Genomic DNA, 17,773 nt, shown 5'->3' on the forward strand with positions numbered 1-17,773 from the left:
AGGCGGTTTATTCTGTCGTGTCCCGATCGCGTAATAAAGCAACCATGCTATTTGGTTATTGTTCCTGCATCGATTAGCCTTTTTTTATCTTTCAAAGGAAAAACGCCAGGCTCCCATTCCTCTAATTGTCCGTTTCCTCCAATAATACGGCCATTATATTCATAAATGGAGGCGTATATTTTCTTTCCTTTTATTTGTTTTTCTTTCAGCAGGTAGGTTGTAATTTCAATTTCTTTATAGGGCTTCAAATCAATACCCGCGTTTGCTGCAGGTAGAAAGTTTTTTGTCTCTTGTGTTCTTTCATTCATTTTCTCTTCGATATGCCAGCCAAACGATTTAAGGTATTCAACATGATTAACCAGGTTCTGACCGCTATGGTCCGTCTCTTTACTGCAACCAAACAGCAAAACTAAACAACATAATGTTAAACAAATTCGTTTAATCTCAGAGCACCTCCGTTTCTCAAATTTTTACATTTCGTTATTAGACGTGAAGCCCCCCATGAATGTTGCAAATTTCATTGCCAGTTGGCTTAACAACTATAAGTGCGATTGGTTAATCACTAAATTGGTTATTGACCAATCAATAACTTGCGTTTATAGTTTAGTTATTGATCAATCACTAAATAGGGGCTGATGACCATGAAAAGCGCAATCGTTGTTGGAGCAACGGGAGGAACAGGTTCGGTAATCACAGAAGAGTTAGTAAAGAGAGGCATTCCTACAATTGCTTTTGGCCGTTCACGGCAGAAGCTGGAGAAGCTAACGGCAAGGCTGGGGAATCCTAGTCATTTGTCAATTGCTGTAGGGGATGCTTTTCGGCCGGATGATATTGCAGCGGCAGCGAAAGATACAGAGGTATTATTCCATGCAGCGAATGTTCTGTACCATGAAATGGAAAGCAAATTGATTCCATTGGGTGAATCCGTTATGGAGGCAGCGAGCCGGCTCCGCATGAAAGTGGTAGCGATTGATGGGATCTATCCATACGGCAGAGCACAGACGGAGCGGGTCAGCGAAAATCATCCGAAGCAGCCGCATACGAGGAAGGGAAAGACGAGGCTCGCTTTTGAGCAAATGTTGTTTGCTGACAGATGGAATCAGACGAAAGTGAGTATCGTCCGTTTGCCGGATTATTATGGCCCGACAGCTAATGATGCTTCCTATTTGGGTTCTACTTTAGAAGCAATCGCGGCTGGAAAGATAGCCTTTTTCGTTGGCAATATGCGTGTCCCTCGGGAGTATATATATTTGCCAGACGCTGCAAAGATGATCGTGAGCCTGGCTGATCACGAAGAGGCTTATGGACAGAACTGGAACATTCCGGGCGCGGGACTAATCTCCGGCAAAGATATTGTACGGCTGGCTCAGAGGGCAAGCGGCAGCTCCAAACCGATTATTTCACTCGGGAGGATCGGTTTGAGCTTAATCGGTATGGGGGTTCCGGTTATGAAGGAAATCGTTGAAATGCTTTATTTGACCAAAGAACCAGTTGTACTTAGCGGAGAAAAGCTAAAGCGGCAAATTGGCGAACTGCAGGCAACACCATTCGAAGAGGGCATGCGGATCACGATTCAGGAGTTGCAGCGGAGAACGCTGAATGGATGATTTTTTAACTAATGGTCGATATTACTGATAAATTGATATCTTATGACAAACGAGCATGGGAGCGAATCCCGTGCTCGTTTTGCATGCTGTGGCAACACAGGAGTACCCTTTAAGCTTCTTATTGGATTTTATAAAGTAAATATTCATGGCTTGGATTACAAGAGTTCTTCTTGCGTTGTCTGCTCCCCAATGTTACTAAATAATGATATACTTATCTCATAATCATGATATTGATAATCAAAATCAATTCATGCTTGATACATATAAATTATGGAAAAGTGAAATTAGGGAGCGCGGATAGATGCAAGAGGAAGCAGAAGCCAGCCAGGTATTTACACCGGAAATGATAGATACAATGGCCCGTATATGGACACGTTCGATTATTACATTAATAGATGTGCGCTTTCTGAATATAGAGTACCAACACCCGTTGGAACAGTATAAATTGCCTAGCAGCATGTTTATCTATGCATATGGAGGAGAAGCCCAAATTCAACTGAATGAAACCTCATTTGGAATGGAGCGCTTCGGTCTAGTTCACGGCGGGAAGGGGAGCCTGCTCAGTATTTCGCCTAAAGGGGAGACTGTGAAGACCTTTATGGTGCTTTATAAAGCAGAATTGCCTCTTTTATTCAAGAAGTACCTGCAGCAGTTGCTAGAGCAAGTGAATCCGTTTGTTCAGCAGTTTGGTTATACGCCAAGTAATCCTATCTTGCTGCTTGATTGGTTTCAACAGATGATGAATGGATGGAACCGCGGCAAAGCGATCGATCAGCTGCAGGCCAAAAGTTTTCTCTATCAATTGATTCATGGGGTGTACAGAGATTTTGAGACTGGTGAGATTCGGTATCTACAGCCAGATCCAGCTTGTTCTGCCAAGCTTTATCTCGATAAGCATTACAGGGAACCGATCATGTTTCAAGAAATTGCCGATAGGTTTGGGATCAGTGGCGGGCAATTGACGCGGCTGTTCAAGAAGAAGGAAGGATTAAGCTTACAGGAGTATCTCATTCAGAGAAGGATTGAAGCTGCTTGTCATGATTTGAAGCATACAGAAGCTACGATTAAAGAAATCGCAATAGGCTCTGGTTTTGCAGATGAGAAAAACCTGTTTCGGATGTTTAAGAAGTATTACAAGATGACACCTAGTGATTATCGGAAAATAAACGCACTGTCCATGCAGGTTGGTGGTATTGATAATGATTATCATCATCTTTACAATGATAGGGAACTAGTGAATCTAGTCAGATCTTATAGAGATGGGGAATCAACGATGTTTGGACAAGTAAGAAAGAAAGAAATAATCTTGGCGGCGGCGATGAGCCTAATGCTGTTATTGTCGGCATGTACGTCGGGGACGCCAGCCAATAACGGCGGAACGGTGAATCCGGTACCTGAACAGACCCAACAGACGACACAACCGGAAGTGTCGCAGACCCGAACAATCTCTACAGTTAAGGGTGATGTTGAGGTGCCTAACAAGCCTCAGCGTGTTGTAGTCGATTATTTGATTGGAGATGTGGTGGCCCTAGGTGTAACTCCTCTAGGTGTAGCGAGAGTGACAAGGGACGATACGGAGGCTGTTTTTGCTAAGCAGATTACAGATTCCATTAAAATAAATATGGAGCCGGAAGATGTCATGACTCTTGAGCCTGATCTGATTATTCTAGCATGGGGTGATGAAAATTATGAAAAATTATCCAAAATCGCCCCGACCATTTATGTTCCTTATGGGGATATGACTACAGAAGAGCGGATCCATTTTATTAGCGAAGTTTTGAACAAGCAAGAAGAGGCTGAAGCGGTTCTGAATGCTTATGCCGAAAAAATCAAGGAAGCAAAGCTTACCCTTCAAAATGCAGGTCTATCAGACGTGACGATAACTATGGGAGAATTCGGTGATAAAAGTAACTACATAGCTGGATCTAAGCATGCGGTAGGGGGGCTTGTCTATAATGAACTTCAAATGAAGGCTCCGTCAAAAGTTCAAACGGATATTATTGACACTGATAAATATTGGGGAGATATCTCGATGGAGGTTCTGGCCGCTTATATAGGTGATTATCTGATCGCCTTAGGCGATACGGAAGTTCCTGCAAATAATGAAATCTGGAAATCGATTCCTGCTGTGCAGCATAATCGGATCGTCACGGTCGGTACATCGCTATCTTGGTCCACGGATATCATGACTTCCAGTGCATTAATTGATCATATTGTTAATAAATTGGTGGCATTAGCTAAATCGTGATGAAAAACAAGCCTGAACAAAAACGCCGCAGGGTGATAACTTTCACCATGTATATGGTAGCAGGGCTTGGATTAACGGTTCTCATGTCTGCGGCATCGATTAGCTTCGGTGCCGCAGACATGAGGTTAGCGACGGCATGGGAGGCTATTTTCCGGTTTGATCCAACTCTCACTGAGCATCAGATTATTCAAACCCTGCGTCTTCCGCGTACTGTAGCCGATCTGATCGTCGGGTGCAGCCTCTCGGTATGCGGTGCTATCATGCAGGGGACGACGCGCAATCCGCTTGCTGACTCTGGGCTGATGGGGATCAGCTCAGGTGCAGCATTCGCGATTGCACTTTGCCTGGCTTTTCTGCCGGGTTATTCGTATGGGCACATGATGCTGTTTGCCTGTCTGGGAGCAGCGCTCGCTACCGGAATGACCTACTTCTTCGCTTCACTAGGCAAGCGAGGAATGACGCCTCAGCGGTTGATACTGGCAGGATTATCCATCTCCATGCTGTTTGGCGCACTCAGTCAGTATTTGGCGATCAATTACAACCTGGGGGCGAGCTCTGGCATTTTGGACGGCAGGCAGTACAGCGGGGGTGAAGTGGGGAGAATTGCTGATTATCTCACCGTTATTCGTTGGCGGTGTACTGCTGGCACTGGCGTTATCTCCTTCCGTTACACTGCTTAGTTTGGGGGATGATGTGGCAAGCGGACTCGGTATTCGCAGCAGACTGGTCAAAGGCTTATCAACGATTATCGTGCTCGTGCTTACTGGATTGGCTGTTGTCGTGGTTGGTCCGGTCGGTTTTATTGGTTTAATTACTCCGCATATTGTGCGATATATGGTTGGAGTCGACTATCGGTACATTATTCCGGCCGCTGCGCTATACGGAGGGTTGCTGACCGTATCGGCGGATCTGGCTGGCCGCTTGATCAATAAGCCGTTCGAAACACCGATGGGCATTATATTTTCTATCATTGGTGTGCCATACTTCCTCTTCCTGGCTCGCAGGCGGGTATGACCAAGCAGCGTTATACGTTGCAACGGGGCATCTTCGTCAATGTAATGCTACTTATACTCATCCTTATATTTGCTGTCATTAGTATGAATTCTGGCAAGATGAATCTTTCACCGCTAGAAGTGCTGAGTGTTCTTATGGGAAATGGTACCGATAAACACAATTTGATCGTATTTGATTTTCGCTTGCCACGAATCGTATTGTCGATATTGGTAGGTCTGGGAATGGGAGCCGCTGGGGTAGTCATGCAGAGTTTGCTGCGCAATGACATGGCTAGTCCGGGGACACTGGGGATTAGTTCGGGATCGGGTTTGTTTGTCTTGCTCTTCGTCGTATTCATTGCATCGACAGGCAAGAGCTCCTTTATTGCTCTGCCATTGCTTGCCTTTGCAGGCGGACTGTTGGCGGCGGGATTAATCTTCATATTATCTTATCGCCGTGGAAGAGACATCTCGCCAATCGGTTTGATCTTAACCGGGGTCGCACTCGGAAGCGGGTATGGAGCTCTGACCAACTTTCTGACAATCAAGCTGGATGATTCGCAGATGAACTTCATGCTGCACTGGCTGGCGGGGAGCTTGTGGGGAGCTGATTGGCGTTATATTTCCATTCTGGCACCGTGGGTCCTGATTTTATTCGGCTATATTTTCTATAAGGCTCGGATGCTGAACACCCTTCATTTGGGCAACCAGACGGCACAGGGGCTGGGTCTTGCCGTGAAGCGGCAGTTTTTATTGTTGTCAATCGCTGCTGTTGCTTTATCCTCTGGCAGTGTGGCCGTGGGCGGAAGCTTCTTCTTCGTTGGCCTGATCGCACCTCATATAGCAAGAAAACTAGTCGGGCCTGATCACAAATTGCTCGTTCCGGCTGCCGGTCTCACAGGGAGCTTCGTCGTGGTATTGGCAGACGCGATTACGCGCATGGTTAGCCTGGGGGGAGATGTGCCGACGGGAATCGTCATTACGGTTATCAGTATGCCGTACTTTCTTTATTTATTAGCGAAGGCTAATTAAGAGGACCTCATGGCATGTATGAAAACGCAATAAGCGTGGAGAACAATGGACGGATAAGCAAGGATAAGGATTGCTAAGAGTTATAGAACAGAAGGAGGCGATTGTTACATGAAAATCGCATGGCGCGTCCTTATGGGCGCACGTAAATACTGGTTGCAGTTAGGCATTGGATTTGCCGGTGTCGTGCTGGCCACGATTGCCGGATTTTATTTGCCATGGGCGCTTCGCTCGTTGACACAATTGGCAACTGAAGGCAGCAGTCAGTTTGCTGCAGAAGCGCTGAAGATTGGCTTATTGCTGCTTGGAGCCACCTGTCTGCAAGCTATTGGAACATCATTGGCAGGTTATATGAATCATTATGCCGCACTTCATTATGTGGCGGATTTACGAACAAGATTGTATAGCAAATATCAGAAGATGAGCTTGCGCTATTTCAATCGAAGCCGGACGGGAGACTTGACCGGGCGCGTTGTCAATGATGCGATGGAAGCGGAAATTTTCATAGCTCATGCCATTCCTGATTTTATTATCAACGGACTGACCTTTATCGGAGTTGGCATCCTGCTCTTGACGATTAATGTAAAGCTGGCACTGATCAGTCTGATTACGATTCCGTTGCTGCTTGCAATCACAGTATGGCAGAGCAAGCGCTTGTCGCCGCTGTGGGGAGAGAATTCTAAGGCGCGTGGAGAAATCGCTGGCAAGGTACAGGAAAATTTGTCGGGTATGAAGGAAATTCAGATTTTCAATCGGCAGGAGGAGGAGCGGGGCAACGTTTCTCGTCTGGCCATGAAGCATACAAAAACGTATTTGCGCGCCAGTCTGGTCTATGAAACCTCTGTACCCTTGTTGGCATTTGTAACCGCGCTGGGTACCGTGCTCGTTGTGATACTGGGCGGCAGATTACTGGCAACAAACGAGGTAAGTATTGCTGATATCGTCGGGTTCATTGCCTATCTGGGTATGTTTTATCAACCGGTAAAGTCCTTTTCAGGCCTGGTGGAAATGTCTGGTCGAGCCGCCGCTGGCCTTAGACGGGTATATGATGTGCTGGAAGAAGAGGAAGACGTTCAGCAGAAGCGAAACGCAGTCAGCTTGCCGCGTGTGCAAGGACAGATCTCCTTTGAAAATATTACTTTCGCCTATCAAGATGGTTCACCTGTACTAGAGAGGCTCAATCTAACCATTGAACCCGGACAGACGGTGGCGCTTGTAGGCACAACCGGTGTGGGAAAGACGACTTTGGCCAGTCTCGTTAACCGATTCTACGACCCGCAGGCAGGTTCGATTCGTGTGGATGGCATTGATATTCATGATGTGACGCTCTCCAGTCTGCGTGACAATATCTCAATGGTGCTGCAGGATACCTTCCTGTTCGATGGCTCGGTGTATGACAATATCGCTTATGGATGGCAGAACGCGACCCGGAAAGATGTGATTGCCGCAGCGAAAGCGGCGAAAGCACATGATTTTATAGCACAGATGGAGCAAGGCTATGATACCGTGATTGGTGAACGCGGTGTGCGTCTGTCCGGAGGGCAAAAACAGCGGTTGTCGATAGCACGGGCGATTCTGCGAAATGCGCCGATCCTCATTCTGGATGAAGCGACATCGTCACTTGATACGAAGACCGAACAAGAGATCCAGCGGGCGCTGGACGACATATCCAAGGATCGTACAACACTGGTGATAGCCCATCGGTTATCGACGATCCGTCATGCTGACCAGATCGTCGTGCTGGATGGTACGGAGATTGCCGAGAGGGGTACGCATGAGGAGCTGCTGCGCAGCGGCGGCATTTATGCACGATTGCATGCGACGCAAGCCTCTTGATTGTAAGCCCGCATACCGAAAGATTGCCTTAGGGAGCGGGGAGAGATAGCTGCTTCCTGTATTTCCCTTCTACGTGCATAACTGATCGTTTATTTCTCGTTATCTGCCCCAAGAAGACCGTCAGGTTCCCTGACGGTCTTCTTACGCGTTCCGCGCCTAGCCAAACTAGACATTATGACGGCTAAGAAGCCAGTTGCGGCAAGCTAACTGTTGGTCCGGGATACCGCACTTACGTCATTCATGTTAAACTCAGAAGCAAAAGTAAACGGTTTCAATGTGAGGGGACTTCGTATGAACGATACAGGGGTATTTTGGAAGCAATCTATTTTTACTAGACTGATAGTAACATTTCTGGTCAGCATGATACCTATTTTCGTGCTTGGGATATGGAGCTACAAGTGGAGCAGTCAGCAATTGTCCGAAGAAATCTTCAATTCGATGAAGCTGCAGGTTTCTTACTATATGGACAATCTTGACCATGACATCCAACGTATTCAGAAGCTGCAGCTCGATATGACGCAGGACGAGGACTTGAACCAAATTGCCAACTCCTCGCAGTATTTGGATAATTTCGAGAAAACGAAAGCGATTCTTAGAATCCATCAACGGCTATCCTCCATTAAGAGCAGCAGCGGTTATATTCAAGGAGTGAGGGTGCTTATTCCTTCTTTGAAATGGTCTATTAACGCGGATGGCTATCCCAGCGGCTTATACAGCGAGTTAGTACTGGAGGAATTCGATGGTCTGAAGGCACTTGAAAGCGATTCCAGCTCGCAAATCGTTCATTGGCAGGATCGTCTGCTGATGCTGGCTGGCTTCCCGAATTATGCGCAAGGCGGCAAGCCGCCGCTATTCATCATCGAGATCGAGCTGTCCAAGACGGCCCTAGAGTCGGCACAATTGCAATTGGAGGGCTATAAGGACAGCAAATTTATTATACGAAAGCCTTCGCAGCAGTTCATGATAGAAAACGTAAACGATGCAGAATCGTTAGCTAAGCTCTCCGAACGTCTGGATGCTGCCGTGCAGGGCAGTGATAGCGGTTCGATCTCCGTCGATCTGCAAGGCAAGCCGTATTTGCTAGTTTACAAGATGTCAGACTTTACCGGTATTATGCTTTCTTACGTTTTGCCAAAGGAAGGCATTCTGACCTCATTGAAAAAGCTGGTCACTTGGAACTGGAGTTTCTTCTTGATCGCTGTCTTGATTACAGCGGCGTATTCCTACTCGTTGTACATGTTAATTAAGAAGCCGCTCGTCAAGCTAATCCGCTCGTTCAGAATGGTGGAGAGCGGCAATCTTCAGATCCGAATCGATTATGCGAGCCGCGACGAATTCGGTTATTTGTACAGGCGTTACAACGCCATGGTAGAAAATTTGCAAAATCTGATTGAGCAAGTTTACGAGCAAAAAATACTAAGTCAGAAAGCCGAGTTGAAGCAGCTTCAAACGCAAATCAATCCGCATTTTTTATATAACAGTTACTTTCTGCTGCACCGTATCATCAAAAAAGAAGATTACGAGAACGCACTTCGTTTCTCGAAGGAGATTGGCCGGTATTTCCAATTTATTACGAGAAACGGCGCTGAGACGGTTACGCTAGATAAGGAAGTCGAGCATGCCCGAATTTACACGGAAATTCAGGCAATGCGCTTCGCGGGGAGAATTTCCGTCGATTTCGATGATTTTCCTCCGAATTATGGACAGCTGGAGGTGCCGCGGCTTATCCTGCAGCCCATTATTGAGAACGCTTTTGAGCATGGATTGGAGAATAAGCAGGATCACGGCTTGCTCACTGTCCGTTTCACCGGGATATCGGGCGGGCTCGTTATAACCGTCGAAGATAACGGGGAAGAGCTGACGGATGCGGATTTGGAGAAGCTGGCGCTGAGCTGGCATAAGGACAACGATTATACGGAAGTAACCGGTCTTGCGAATATCGATCGGCGCATCAAGCTGTTCTGTAGGGAGGGAAGCGGTTTGACGGTTGACCGATCGGATTCCGGCGGGTTACAGGTCTGTCTTACGATTATAACGGAGGAAACGGAGGCGAACAGCCATGCATAGATTGATGATTGTGGATGACGAACGGCACATTGTAGATTGGCTTTATGACCTGTTTATGGATCAATTGGATATGGATTTAGACATCATCAAGGCTTATTCCGGCAAAGAAGCTTTGCAAAATCTGGAATGTGCCAAAATTGATATTGTACTCTCGGACATTCGCATGCCTGGGATGAGCGGGCTTGAATTAATGGGGAAAATCAAAGACAGCTGGCCGGGCTGCAAAATTGTTTTCCTGACAGGCTTCAATGATTTCGAATACATATACAGCGCAGTGAAGCAAAACGGGGTGAGCTACCTGCTGAAAACGGAAGACGACGATGAGATCGTCGATACGGTCAAGCAAGCAATCTCCTCACTGGAGCAGGAGTTAGGCAACCGGCAATTGCGGAGCCGCGTGCTGGAAAGAGAAGAGCTTGTCTCCCACCTGCTGCGCAAGGAATTGCTGCTCGACGTCATTGGCGGCAAGGTGCGTTTGGCGGACGCGGATCGGGGCTGGCTGGATAAGCTGGATATTCCTTTTGACGAGAACCGGCCGGTACTGCTGCTATTTGGTCGAGTGCATGGCGGAATAGTCAGCCAGGATTACTCGGAGAGATTCCTGAGCTTGAGGGGGCTCTCCTCTTTGACTGGGCAATATGTAGCTCCGTTCGCCTCACATGTGCTGATTGATATCGGGAAGTATGATCTCTTATGGCTTATACAGCCCGTGAAACGAATGGAAGAAGATGCCGATGCCGTATACGAAAGTGATGAACAGCTCTGGAGGAGAACTATGTTATTCGTTAAAGGCAACCTTGAAACGCTGCAAGCCGCAAGCGAAGAAGCGTTGGAGACGAAGATATCATTCCTGTTGTACGATCAGCCCGTTGCTTGGTCTTCTGTACAAGAAAGCTGGGATTTATTGAAAGCAATGGCCGACATGCGGATCCATTCTCCGAGAGGTATGCCCGTTGTATGTTCGATAGACGCAGAAGCAGTGTCTGCGTTCGATGCAGCCAATAAGGCTGCCTTGGATGGAAGCGCCTACGCTAGAAAAACGGAGGCTTTACAGGATTGCTTGGAGCAGGGACTGCGCAAGGAATTTTTCGAAAAACTGGATGAGGTGGATAAGGGACTGAGCGCCGTTACCCGCATGCGCGATCTTTCAGCATCCCAAGTATACGGCACGATATCGCTGCTGTTTCTGACCTACATCAACAAACACCGTCTTGCAGACAAGCTCCATGATCGTATCCCTTTGGGCAGGCTTATTCCTGCGACCGGATTCGATTCCTGGCGAGAGTCGTTCGACTATTTGCGCGAGCTGGGGCACGCTGTTTTCGCTTTGAAGGAAGATGAGCAGACCAGCAGGGAGGGTGAATTGATCGAGCGGATTATCGCTTTCGTCAGAGGCAACCTGCATGGTGAATTGACGCTTATTCGCATCTCGGAGAAGGTGAACTACAATCCTTCCTACGTTTCGAGATTATTCAAGCAGGAAACGGGAACGAATTTATTCGACTACATCAATAAAGCACGAATCGGCAAAGCCAAAGAGCTGCTTGAAGACGGCACGCGCCCAATTCAGGACATTGCCAGAGCTGTCGGGTTTGATTCTCCGCAGTATTTCGCGACGGCGTTCAAAAAAATGACGGGCAAGACTCCCAATGAATACCGTAATCAGCTTATCTGAATATCGGCTCAGCTGGTCAACGGATCAAACGAAAGTAAACAAATTGAACTATAAATCGTCGATGGTGGCGCTTACAATCATTCATAGGGGCCCCTCCCAGGAAGATTATGACGAACCGTATTCAAGGAGGGTTTATGTTGAGTCAAACGAAGAAAGCACGCGTAACCACAATCGTAATTATTATGCTGGTTCTCGTTCTGGTTGCAGCGGCTTGCAGTAAAAAAGAAAATGCAGGCCAGACAACCGAAAACAGCGGCACTCCCGCTAATGAAACATCCGTAGCTTCGCCTTCGGCAAGCGCGGCAACCGAAGATGGACCATGGTCGAAATATGAGAAGCCGCTTACCGTGACGACGGCATTGAAGACCAACACGGGAATTACCCAGCTTGGCAATGATACGTACGACGACAACCTCTGGACAAGAGCGATTGAGAGCACGTTTAACATTAAGATGAAAAACCTGTGGACAGCAGACGCGACGCAGTATACGACCAAACTGAACGTCAGCATCGCCTCCGGCAATCTGCCCGACGTATATACGGTCGACAACGTTCAATTTGCTCAGGTCACCGCATCCGGTCTCAATCTGGATTTAACGGAAGCTTACGAGAAGTTCGCCTCCCCGGAGCTCAGAAAGATTATGGAGGCCGACAAAGCCGGTTTTGAATCCGGTATCATCGACGGAAAGCTGATGGGTATTTCCACTCAGCATTTCGGAATGATCAGCATTCCAAGCGTCGTTTGGATTCGGGATGATTGGATGAAAAAATTCAACCTTTCGCCTCCAAAGACGATGGATGAGCTTCTCCACATCGCTGAAGTGTTTATGACGGAAAATCCGGACGGCAACAAAAAGAACGACACATACGGCATTGCCATCAATAAAAACCTTTATGACACCTCCATTTCGGCGACTGGAGTCGCGCTCGCCGATGGCATTTTCAATGCTTATCATGCTTACCCGGCCGCATGGATCAAGGACGCTAATGGCAAAATCGTTTACGGCTCTGTACAGCCGGAGATGAAAGCGGGCTTGGCGGTTCTTCAGGATATGTTCAAAAAAGGCTTGATCAGTAAGGAGTTCGGCCTGAAGGATACGGCTAAAATCGCCGAAGATCTGACGAACGGCAAAGTCGGCATCGAGATCGGCTCGAACTGGAACGGCTATTATCCGGGACCGGATATTATTAAGAAAAACGGCAACGGAGCGATTCTGATGCCTTACGCGATACCTTCTGCGGACGATCAGCCTGTGAAGCAGCCGGGCAATTGGCCGGTAGGCAGCTACATTGTTGTAAACAAGAAGTTCGCAAATCCGGAAGCCGCGATCAAGCTGATCAACCTGTATGTGAAAATCAACCAAACGAACGATGCGGACGAATACATCAACTTTACGGCCGGCGGAAGAATGTGGAATGCTCCGATCGGAGTCAGCGATCCGGAACAGAGTACGCGGGAATACACGCAAATCTCTGAGGCCTTAGAAACAAAAGACACTTCGAAGCTGGCTGGCTCATCCGTCGGCAAATATAGCGCAGCACTTAAATGGGTGGAGTCGCAAGACCCGGATTCCTCTGGTGCTTGGCTGCAAAACTCTTCGGTAGGCTCGTTCTCGGTTTTGCAGAAGCTGTTCGACAACGGCAATGTGCTGCCGACGGAATATCGCGGTGTGGATACGCCTACGATGGCAGAGAAGAAAGCGACTTTGGAGAAGCTTGAGAAAGAAGCCATTACGAAGATTATTATGGGCGCTCCATTGGACGAATTCGACAAGATGGTTAACAGCTGGCATAAGCTCGGCGGCGAAGCCATTACGCAAGAAATGAACGATAAATATAACAAATAAGGTAATAGGGCGGACAGGAAGTCATCTGAATTCCCTGAACATAAACGCTGAACGCCGTGAAAGAACGGCGTCAGCCGTTTATGCTCATTCGCCCGTGCTTGTATAGGAAGGAGACAAGGCGTTGCTAAGAATCGGAAGAAGCCGAACCACACCGCTGCACTTGATGCTGCTTCCCTCGGTGATTGTTGTACTCATTTATAGTTATCTTCCTATGGTCGGACTCGTCATAGCTTTTCAGAAGTTCAATCCTGCACATTTATTCAGCTCGCCGTGGGTCGGTTTTGACAACTTCAAATACGTCTATTATATGCCTGGCTCGATGCAAATCTTATGGAATACGTTGACGATCGCATTGTTCAAAATCATAGGCATGATCGTCGTGCCCGTCACTTTCGCACTGCTATTGAATGAAGTGGGGAAATCACTGTTCAAGAAATCATTTCAGACGCTCATCTATCTCCCAAATTTTCTATCTTGGATCATTATGGGGGGCGTGCTGATCGATATTCTGTCGCCTTCGGATGGAATCGTCAACCAGGGACTTGGCTTGTTCGGTATCGAGCCTATTTACTTTCTAGGTGATCCTTTCTGGTTTCCGATCACGATGATTGTATCTGATATATGGAAAGGGTTCGGATTTGGAACGGTCATCTACCTGGCCGCGCTGACCAGCATTGATCCGTCGCTGTACGAATCAGCCCGTGTCGATGGGGCTAACCGATGGAAGCAGACGATATACATCACATTGCCAGGAATGATGCCAATCATCATCCTAATGTCCGTATTGAGTCTCGGAAACGTACTGAATGCAGGTTTTGACCAGATTTTCAATTTATACAGTGCTTCCGTGTATGAGACGGGCGACATCATCGATACGTTCGTGTACCGGCTTGGTATTGAACAGACCCAGTATTCGCCGGCTACGGCAATCGGATTGTTTAAATCCGTTGTCTCATTCACCTTGATCTCGATCTCTTACTATTTGGCTTCAAGGTTTGCGGACTATCGCATATTCTAATAGAAGGAATGAATTCCCCATGAATCGCTACGACACTTTCGGAAGAAGACTGTTTGTTGTAGGCAATTACACGTTTCTCGCGCTTACGGCGATACTCTGCCTGCTGCCGTTCATTAATCTGCTGGCAACCTCGTTAAGCGGAAGCACCGCTGTTGCAGCAGGGGATGTGAAGTTTTTGCCTATTGATTTTAATTTGAAATCTTATGAGTTCGTCATGAAGTCCGAACAGTTTTCTCGTGCGCTTTGGGTTTCTGTGGAAAGGGTCGTACTCGGTGTTAGCGTTAATATGTTCCTTACGATTCTTGCCGCCTATTCCTTGTCCAAGGAGAAACGGAACTTCAAGTGGCGCGGCATGTACGCTTGGTTCTTTTTCGTGACGATCTTGTTCAGCGGAGGCTTGATTCCGTGGTATGTGGTCATCAGCAAAACCGGTTTGATCGATTCCATCTGGGCATTGATTTTGCCCGGCGCGTTGCCCGTATTCAACGTCATCGTGCTGCTCAACTTTTTCCGGGGTTTGCCTAAAGAGCTGGAGGAAGCGGCTTTTATGGATGGCGCAACCCATTGGACGGTGCTTTGGCGAATTTTCACACCTCTATCTAAGCCGGCATTAGCCACGTTAGCCCTGTTTTGTATCGTCAACCATTGGAATTCCTGGTTTGAAGGTCTTATCTTAATGAACCGTACGGAACATTATCCGCTGCAAAGCTACTTACAGACGATCATCATCAATCCTGAGAATTTTATCAGTATGGCCAGAGGAGAATACTCCGACTTGCTCAATTTCGTAAATGCCAGAACGTCCCGTGCGGCTCAGCTGTTCGTAGGCACATTGCCGATACTTCTCGTATATCCTTTCCTGCAAAAATACTTCACTTCGGGGCTCGTGCTTGGAAGTGTCAAGGGTTGAGCCTGAGCAGGTCACGATAATAGCTGTGACAACATTACCAAGAAAAATAGAATCTGAGACGGCATAGGGAAAATCCCTGTGCCGTTTGCTTTTTGGTACAAGTGATGAAAAAGCACATTCTTATATGCTTCCTAAAACCGAATTGCGTTGAATCCAAAAAAGGCTTGCCTATAACGTAACGTTATCCCTTATACTGACGCTAGAAAGGAGCTGAGAAAGATCAGCAAGAGGTACTACACGGTGGGACAATTCGCTAAACTGACCTCGACGACGAAACGTACGCTGCACTTTTATGATCAGAAGGGTTTGCTCAAGCCAAGCGGCTACAATGAGCAAGGGCATCGGACTTATACCGACGAGGATTTGTTCCGTCTCCAGCAAATATTGGCCTTGAAATATTTAGATTACTCCCTGGATGAAATTAAAGAATATTTGGAGGGGGAGGGCAGCGACTTTAAAGCTTCTCTGGAGAAGCAATATGAGCTGCTGCTGCAGAAGCAGCAGCACATCCAACAGGTTGTGGCAACAATGGAACGGTTAAGCGCGATCGTTAATGACAACCATACGCTGGATCCCGAACTCATTATGATGATGATTCATTCCATCCAACACGAAGGTGAGGTAAAGAAGTGGTTTTCAGAGCGGCTGCCGGATGCATTCGTACAATCGATGTTTAAGAGGGGAGCAAGCATGGAACCCGAGATCATGATTGCGTTTAATGATCTGCTCCTGATGTCCAAACAAGGGCTTCTGCCGGAAGACCCACTTGTGCAGGAGTGTGCACGCAGCCTGAAGCTGTTAATCGATAAATTGCTTGGACAACCGCTGGAGGAGCTGGGGATGAGCGAAATGGGGAAAACGCTTATAGGAATGGAGTTTCCAAGTCACATTCAGCCGGAGCTTATCAACTACTTTTTCGAGGCGTTGCGTTACCTGATTCTAAAAGAGGGAGAAGGAATATAAGGGCGTATCCACGGTGAGATCAAAGCAACAGATACAAAGATTGGGATTTACTGCCCAACCTTTGTTTCGCCATGCGCATTTTCGCAAAAACGTGTAAGTACAAGATGTTACCTCTAAATTCTTGAAGTACTGGATGTTGGAATTTTGAAAAGAGTTGAAAGAAACTATTAACGAATAGTGGGAGTGTTGATGATGTCAAACAATAGATTTATACTGCAACAATCCTCGGATTCCGTTCTTCGGGTTCGTCCCCGCGCAGCATTGGGTGTTCTCACCTATTTCCTCTACAGCGCAGTTTTCTATGCGATCTTTGTGCTTAACGGCGTCGACTACAAGCGAGTAGGCGAGAGTGTTCAGACCCTTCTTCTCTGGTACGTAATACCGTTGTCTGGCGGTGCCTTGCTGACCATCATAATGGCCACAGTCTACGGATGGTGGCGCCCCAGCTTATTTGAAAGGCGGAGTCTTTCCCGATGGACGATGACGCTCCCGATCCTCATGATGGTCATCGCGATCGTGAACATGCTGATCAGCGATTTCGCCCATGTCACACCCCTAATGTGGCTGTATCTCATTGTCGGCAGCATCCTGGTCGGCTTCAATGAGGAGATGATCAACCGCGGCCAGTTGTTAGTTGCGCTGCGCAGCCGATTCGGAGAAACCGGGGTCTGGCTGCTATCAACAGCGATGTTCGCAGTGTTCCACTTGCCGAACATCTTCCTGGGCATTGGGGCGGGTGCTCTGTTCCAGGTATTGATCGCTTTTGGCCTCGGTTCAATCTTCTACCTTGCCCGGCGTTCTACGGGAACACTCGTGTTCTCTATGCTCCTGCATGGACTCTGGGACTTGAGCATCTTCTCTACGAATGTCTCGTCGTCGTTTCCTATTGCTGGCGCACTAGCTCCAGTCTTGGCGATCACTGCAGCGATCATGGTTCCGATTATTCTCCGCCGTGAAAAACGACGGGGTGGCACTCAAAGCGTGTAATGAATAAAGATTTAGTCGGGTAGATAGAAAGCAGAGCCGGATAATAAATTAATTAAGATATGTAATGGGCCCACAACAGGGCTCATTGCTTTTTTTACATTGACATTCTTATCTTTTGAACAAAAAAAGAGAACAGCGTTGAGCTAATGCTCAGTTTGATTCCAATATGTGGTATTATAAAACCGATTGATAGCCTGTGATGAAAGAGGTCGTCCAGCTTGAAATATATCGAGTTTGGCATAGGGAACACTTGGTTAGTTCGAACGGAAACAGAACGTGCTGATGGGACAGAATTTGAGCAAAAAGGAATTGTTAAGCCAATTGTATTTCATTCTGTTTATTTTAGAGTTTGGTTAGGTAAGAAAGTATTCATATGGGATTCCAAAGAGGGCTTAAAAAGAATGAACAAAACGCGGAGTGCGTTTAAATTACTTTTCGGAATTACTAGTCATCAGTGAATTTTGCTATTTAAGCGGTGGTAGTTTTGCCTATACCGTCAATATCGTTAGCGATTGTGAAGCGTTGCTTCATTTGATTTATCAATGGCAGGGAACGGTCCGATGGAAAGCTATATACTAAGCTTGGAAAGAATAG

Annotated in this window: 13 protein-coding genes and 1 pseudogene; 13 read left to right on the top strand and 1 reads right to left on the bottom strand. The window is 47.2% G+C overall.

Translation table 11 applies throughout. From position 1 onward, the window contains the following. Nucleotides 1–47 precede the first annotated feature (47 nt). Nucleotides 48–308, bottom strand: coding sequence for a DUF4830 domain-containing protein (locus TY10_RS04370; RefSeq protein ID WP_155985694.1), 261 nt, complete (start codon nucleotides 306–308; stop codon nucleotides 48–50). A gap of 333 nt (nucleotides 309–641) precedes the next feature. Here TY10_RS04370 and TY10_RS04375 point away from each other — a divergent pair, with 333 nt between their 5' ends. From TY10_RS04375 to TY10_RS04435, 13 genes and pseudogenes are all read left to right on the top strand, one after another. Next, nucleotides 642–1,607 (top strand): NAD-dependent epimerase/dehydratase family protein, encoded by a 966-nt coding sequence (locus TY10_RS04375; RefSeq protein WP_202903144.1) that lies wholly within the window; start codon nucleotides 642–644, stop codon nucleotides 1,605–1,607. A gap of 301 nt (nucleotides 1,608–1,908) precedes the next feature. Next, the gene (locus TY10_RS04380) at nucleotides 1,909–3,855 is read left to right on the top strand and encodes an AraC family transcriptional regulator (protein ID WP_042160941.1); all 1,947 of its coding nucleotides are present in this window, start codon (nucleotides 1,909–1,911) and stop codon (nucleotides 3,853–3,855) included. Then, a pseudogene (locus tag TY10_RS32450) lies at nucleotides 3,855–4,869 on the top strand (FecCD family ABC transporter permease). Before TY10_RS04380 ends, TY10_RS32450 begins: the two are co-directional and overlap by 1 nt. Continuing rightward, a complete protein-coding gene (locus tag TY10_RS04390; protein ID WP_042160943.1) occupies nucleotides 4,866–5,879 on the top strand; it encodes a FecCD family ABC transporter permease in 1,014 nt (337 codons plus the stop codon). The pseudogene TY10_RS32450 and the gene TY10_RS04390 overlap by 4 nt, the downstream one beginning before the upstream one ends. A gap of 108 nt (nucleotides 5,880–5,987) precedes the next feature. Further along, nucleotides 5,988–7,712 (top strand): ABC transporter ATP-binding protein, encoded by a 1,725-nt coding sequence (locus TY10_RS04395; RefSeq protein ID WP_042160945.1) that lies wholly within the window; start codon nucleotides 5,988–5,990, stop codon nucleotides 7,710–7,712. Nucleotides 7,713–8,003: 291 nt separating this feature from the next. Continuing rightward, entirely contained in the window at nucleotides 8,004–9,779 is a 1,776-nt protein-coding gene (locus TY10_RS04400; RefSeq protein WP_042160947.1) for a sensor histidine kinase, read from the top strand. After that, nucleotides 9,772–11,454, top strand: a complete 1,683-nt coding sequence (locus TY10_RS04405; RefSeq protein WP_042160950.1) for a response regulator transcription factor — start codon at nucleotides 9,772–9,774, stop codon at nucleotides 11,452–11,454. The genes TY10_RS04400 and TY10_RS04405 overlap by 8 nt, the downstream gene beginning before the upstream one ends. 134 nt (nucleotides 11,455–11,588) lie before the next feature. Continuing rightward, nucleotides 11,589–13,301, top strand: a complete 1,713-nt coding sequence (locus TY10_RS04410) for a type 2 periplasmic-binding domain-containing protein (protein ID WP_238327430.1) — start codon at nucleotides 11,589–11,591, stop codon at nucleotides 13,299–13,301. Between the two features lie 163 nt (nucleotides 13,302–13,464). Further along, nucleotides 13,465–14,319, top strand: coding sequence for an ABC transporter permease (locus TY10_RS04415; protein ID WP_052350359.1), 855 nt, complete (start codon nucleotides 13,465–13,467; stop codon nucleotides 14,317–14,319). A gap of 19 nt (nucleotides 14,320–14,338) precedes the next feature. Then, on the top strand, nucleotides 14,339–15,229 hold the full coding sequence (locus tag TY10_RS04420) for a carbohydrate ABC transporter permease (protein ID WP_042160955.1): 891 nt from the start codon (nucleotides 14,339–14,341) through the stop codon (nucleotides 15,227–15,229). A gap of 240 nt (nucleotides 15,230–15,469) precedes the next feature. Then, nucleotides 15,470–16,192, top strand: a complete 723-nt coding sequence (locus TY10_RS04425; protein WP_042160957.1) for a MerR family transcriptional regulator — start codon at nucleotides 15,470–15,472, stop codon at nucleotides 16,190–16,192. Nucleotides 16,193–16,381: 189 nt separating this feature from the next. Next, nucleotides 16,382–17,179 (top strand): CPBP family intramembrane glutamic endopeptidase, encoded by a 798-nt coding sequence (locus TY10_RS04430; protein WP_081735108.1) that lies wholly within the window; start codon nucleotides 16,382–16,384, stop codon nucleotides 17,177–17,179. 218 nt (nucleotides 17,180–17,397) lie between these two features. Beyond that, nucleotides 17,398–17,637, top strand: a complete 240-nt coding sequence (locus TY10_RS04435) for a DUF3977 family protein (RefSeq protein ID WP_042160959.1) — start codon at nucleotides 17,398–17,400, stop codon at nucleotides 17,635–17,637. Nucleotides 17,638–17,773: the final 136 nt, after the last annotated feature.

The organism is Paenibacillus gorillae, from assembly GCF_000513275.1.
Lineage (GTDB): Bacteria > Bacillota > Bacilli > Paenibacillales > Paenibacillaceae > Pristimantibacillus > Pristimantibacillus gorillae.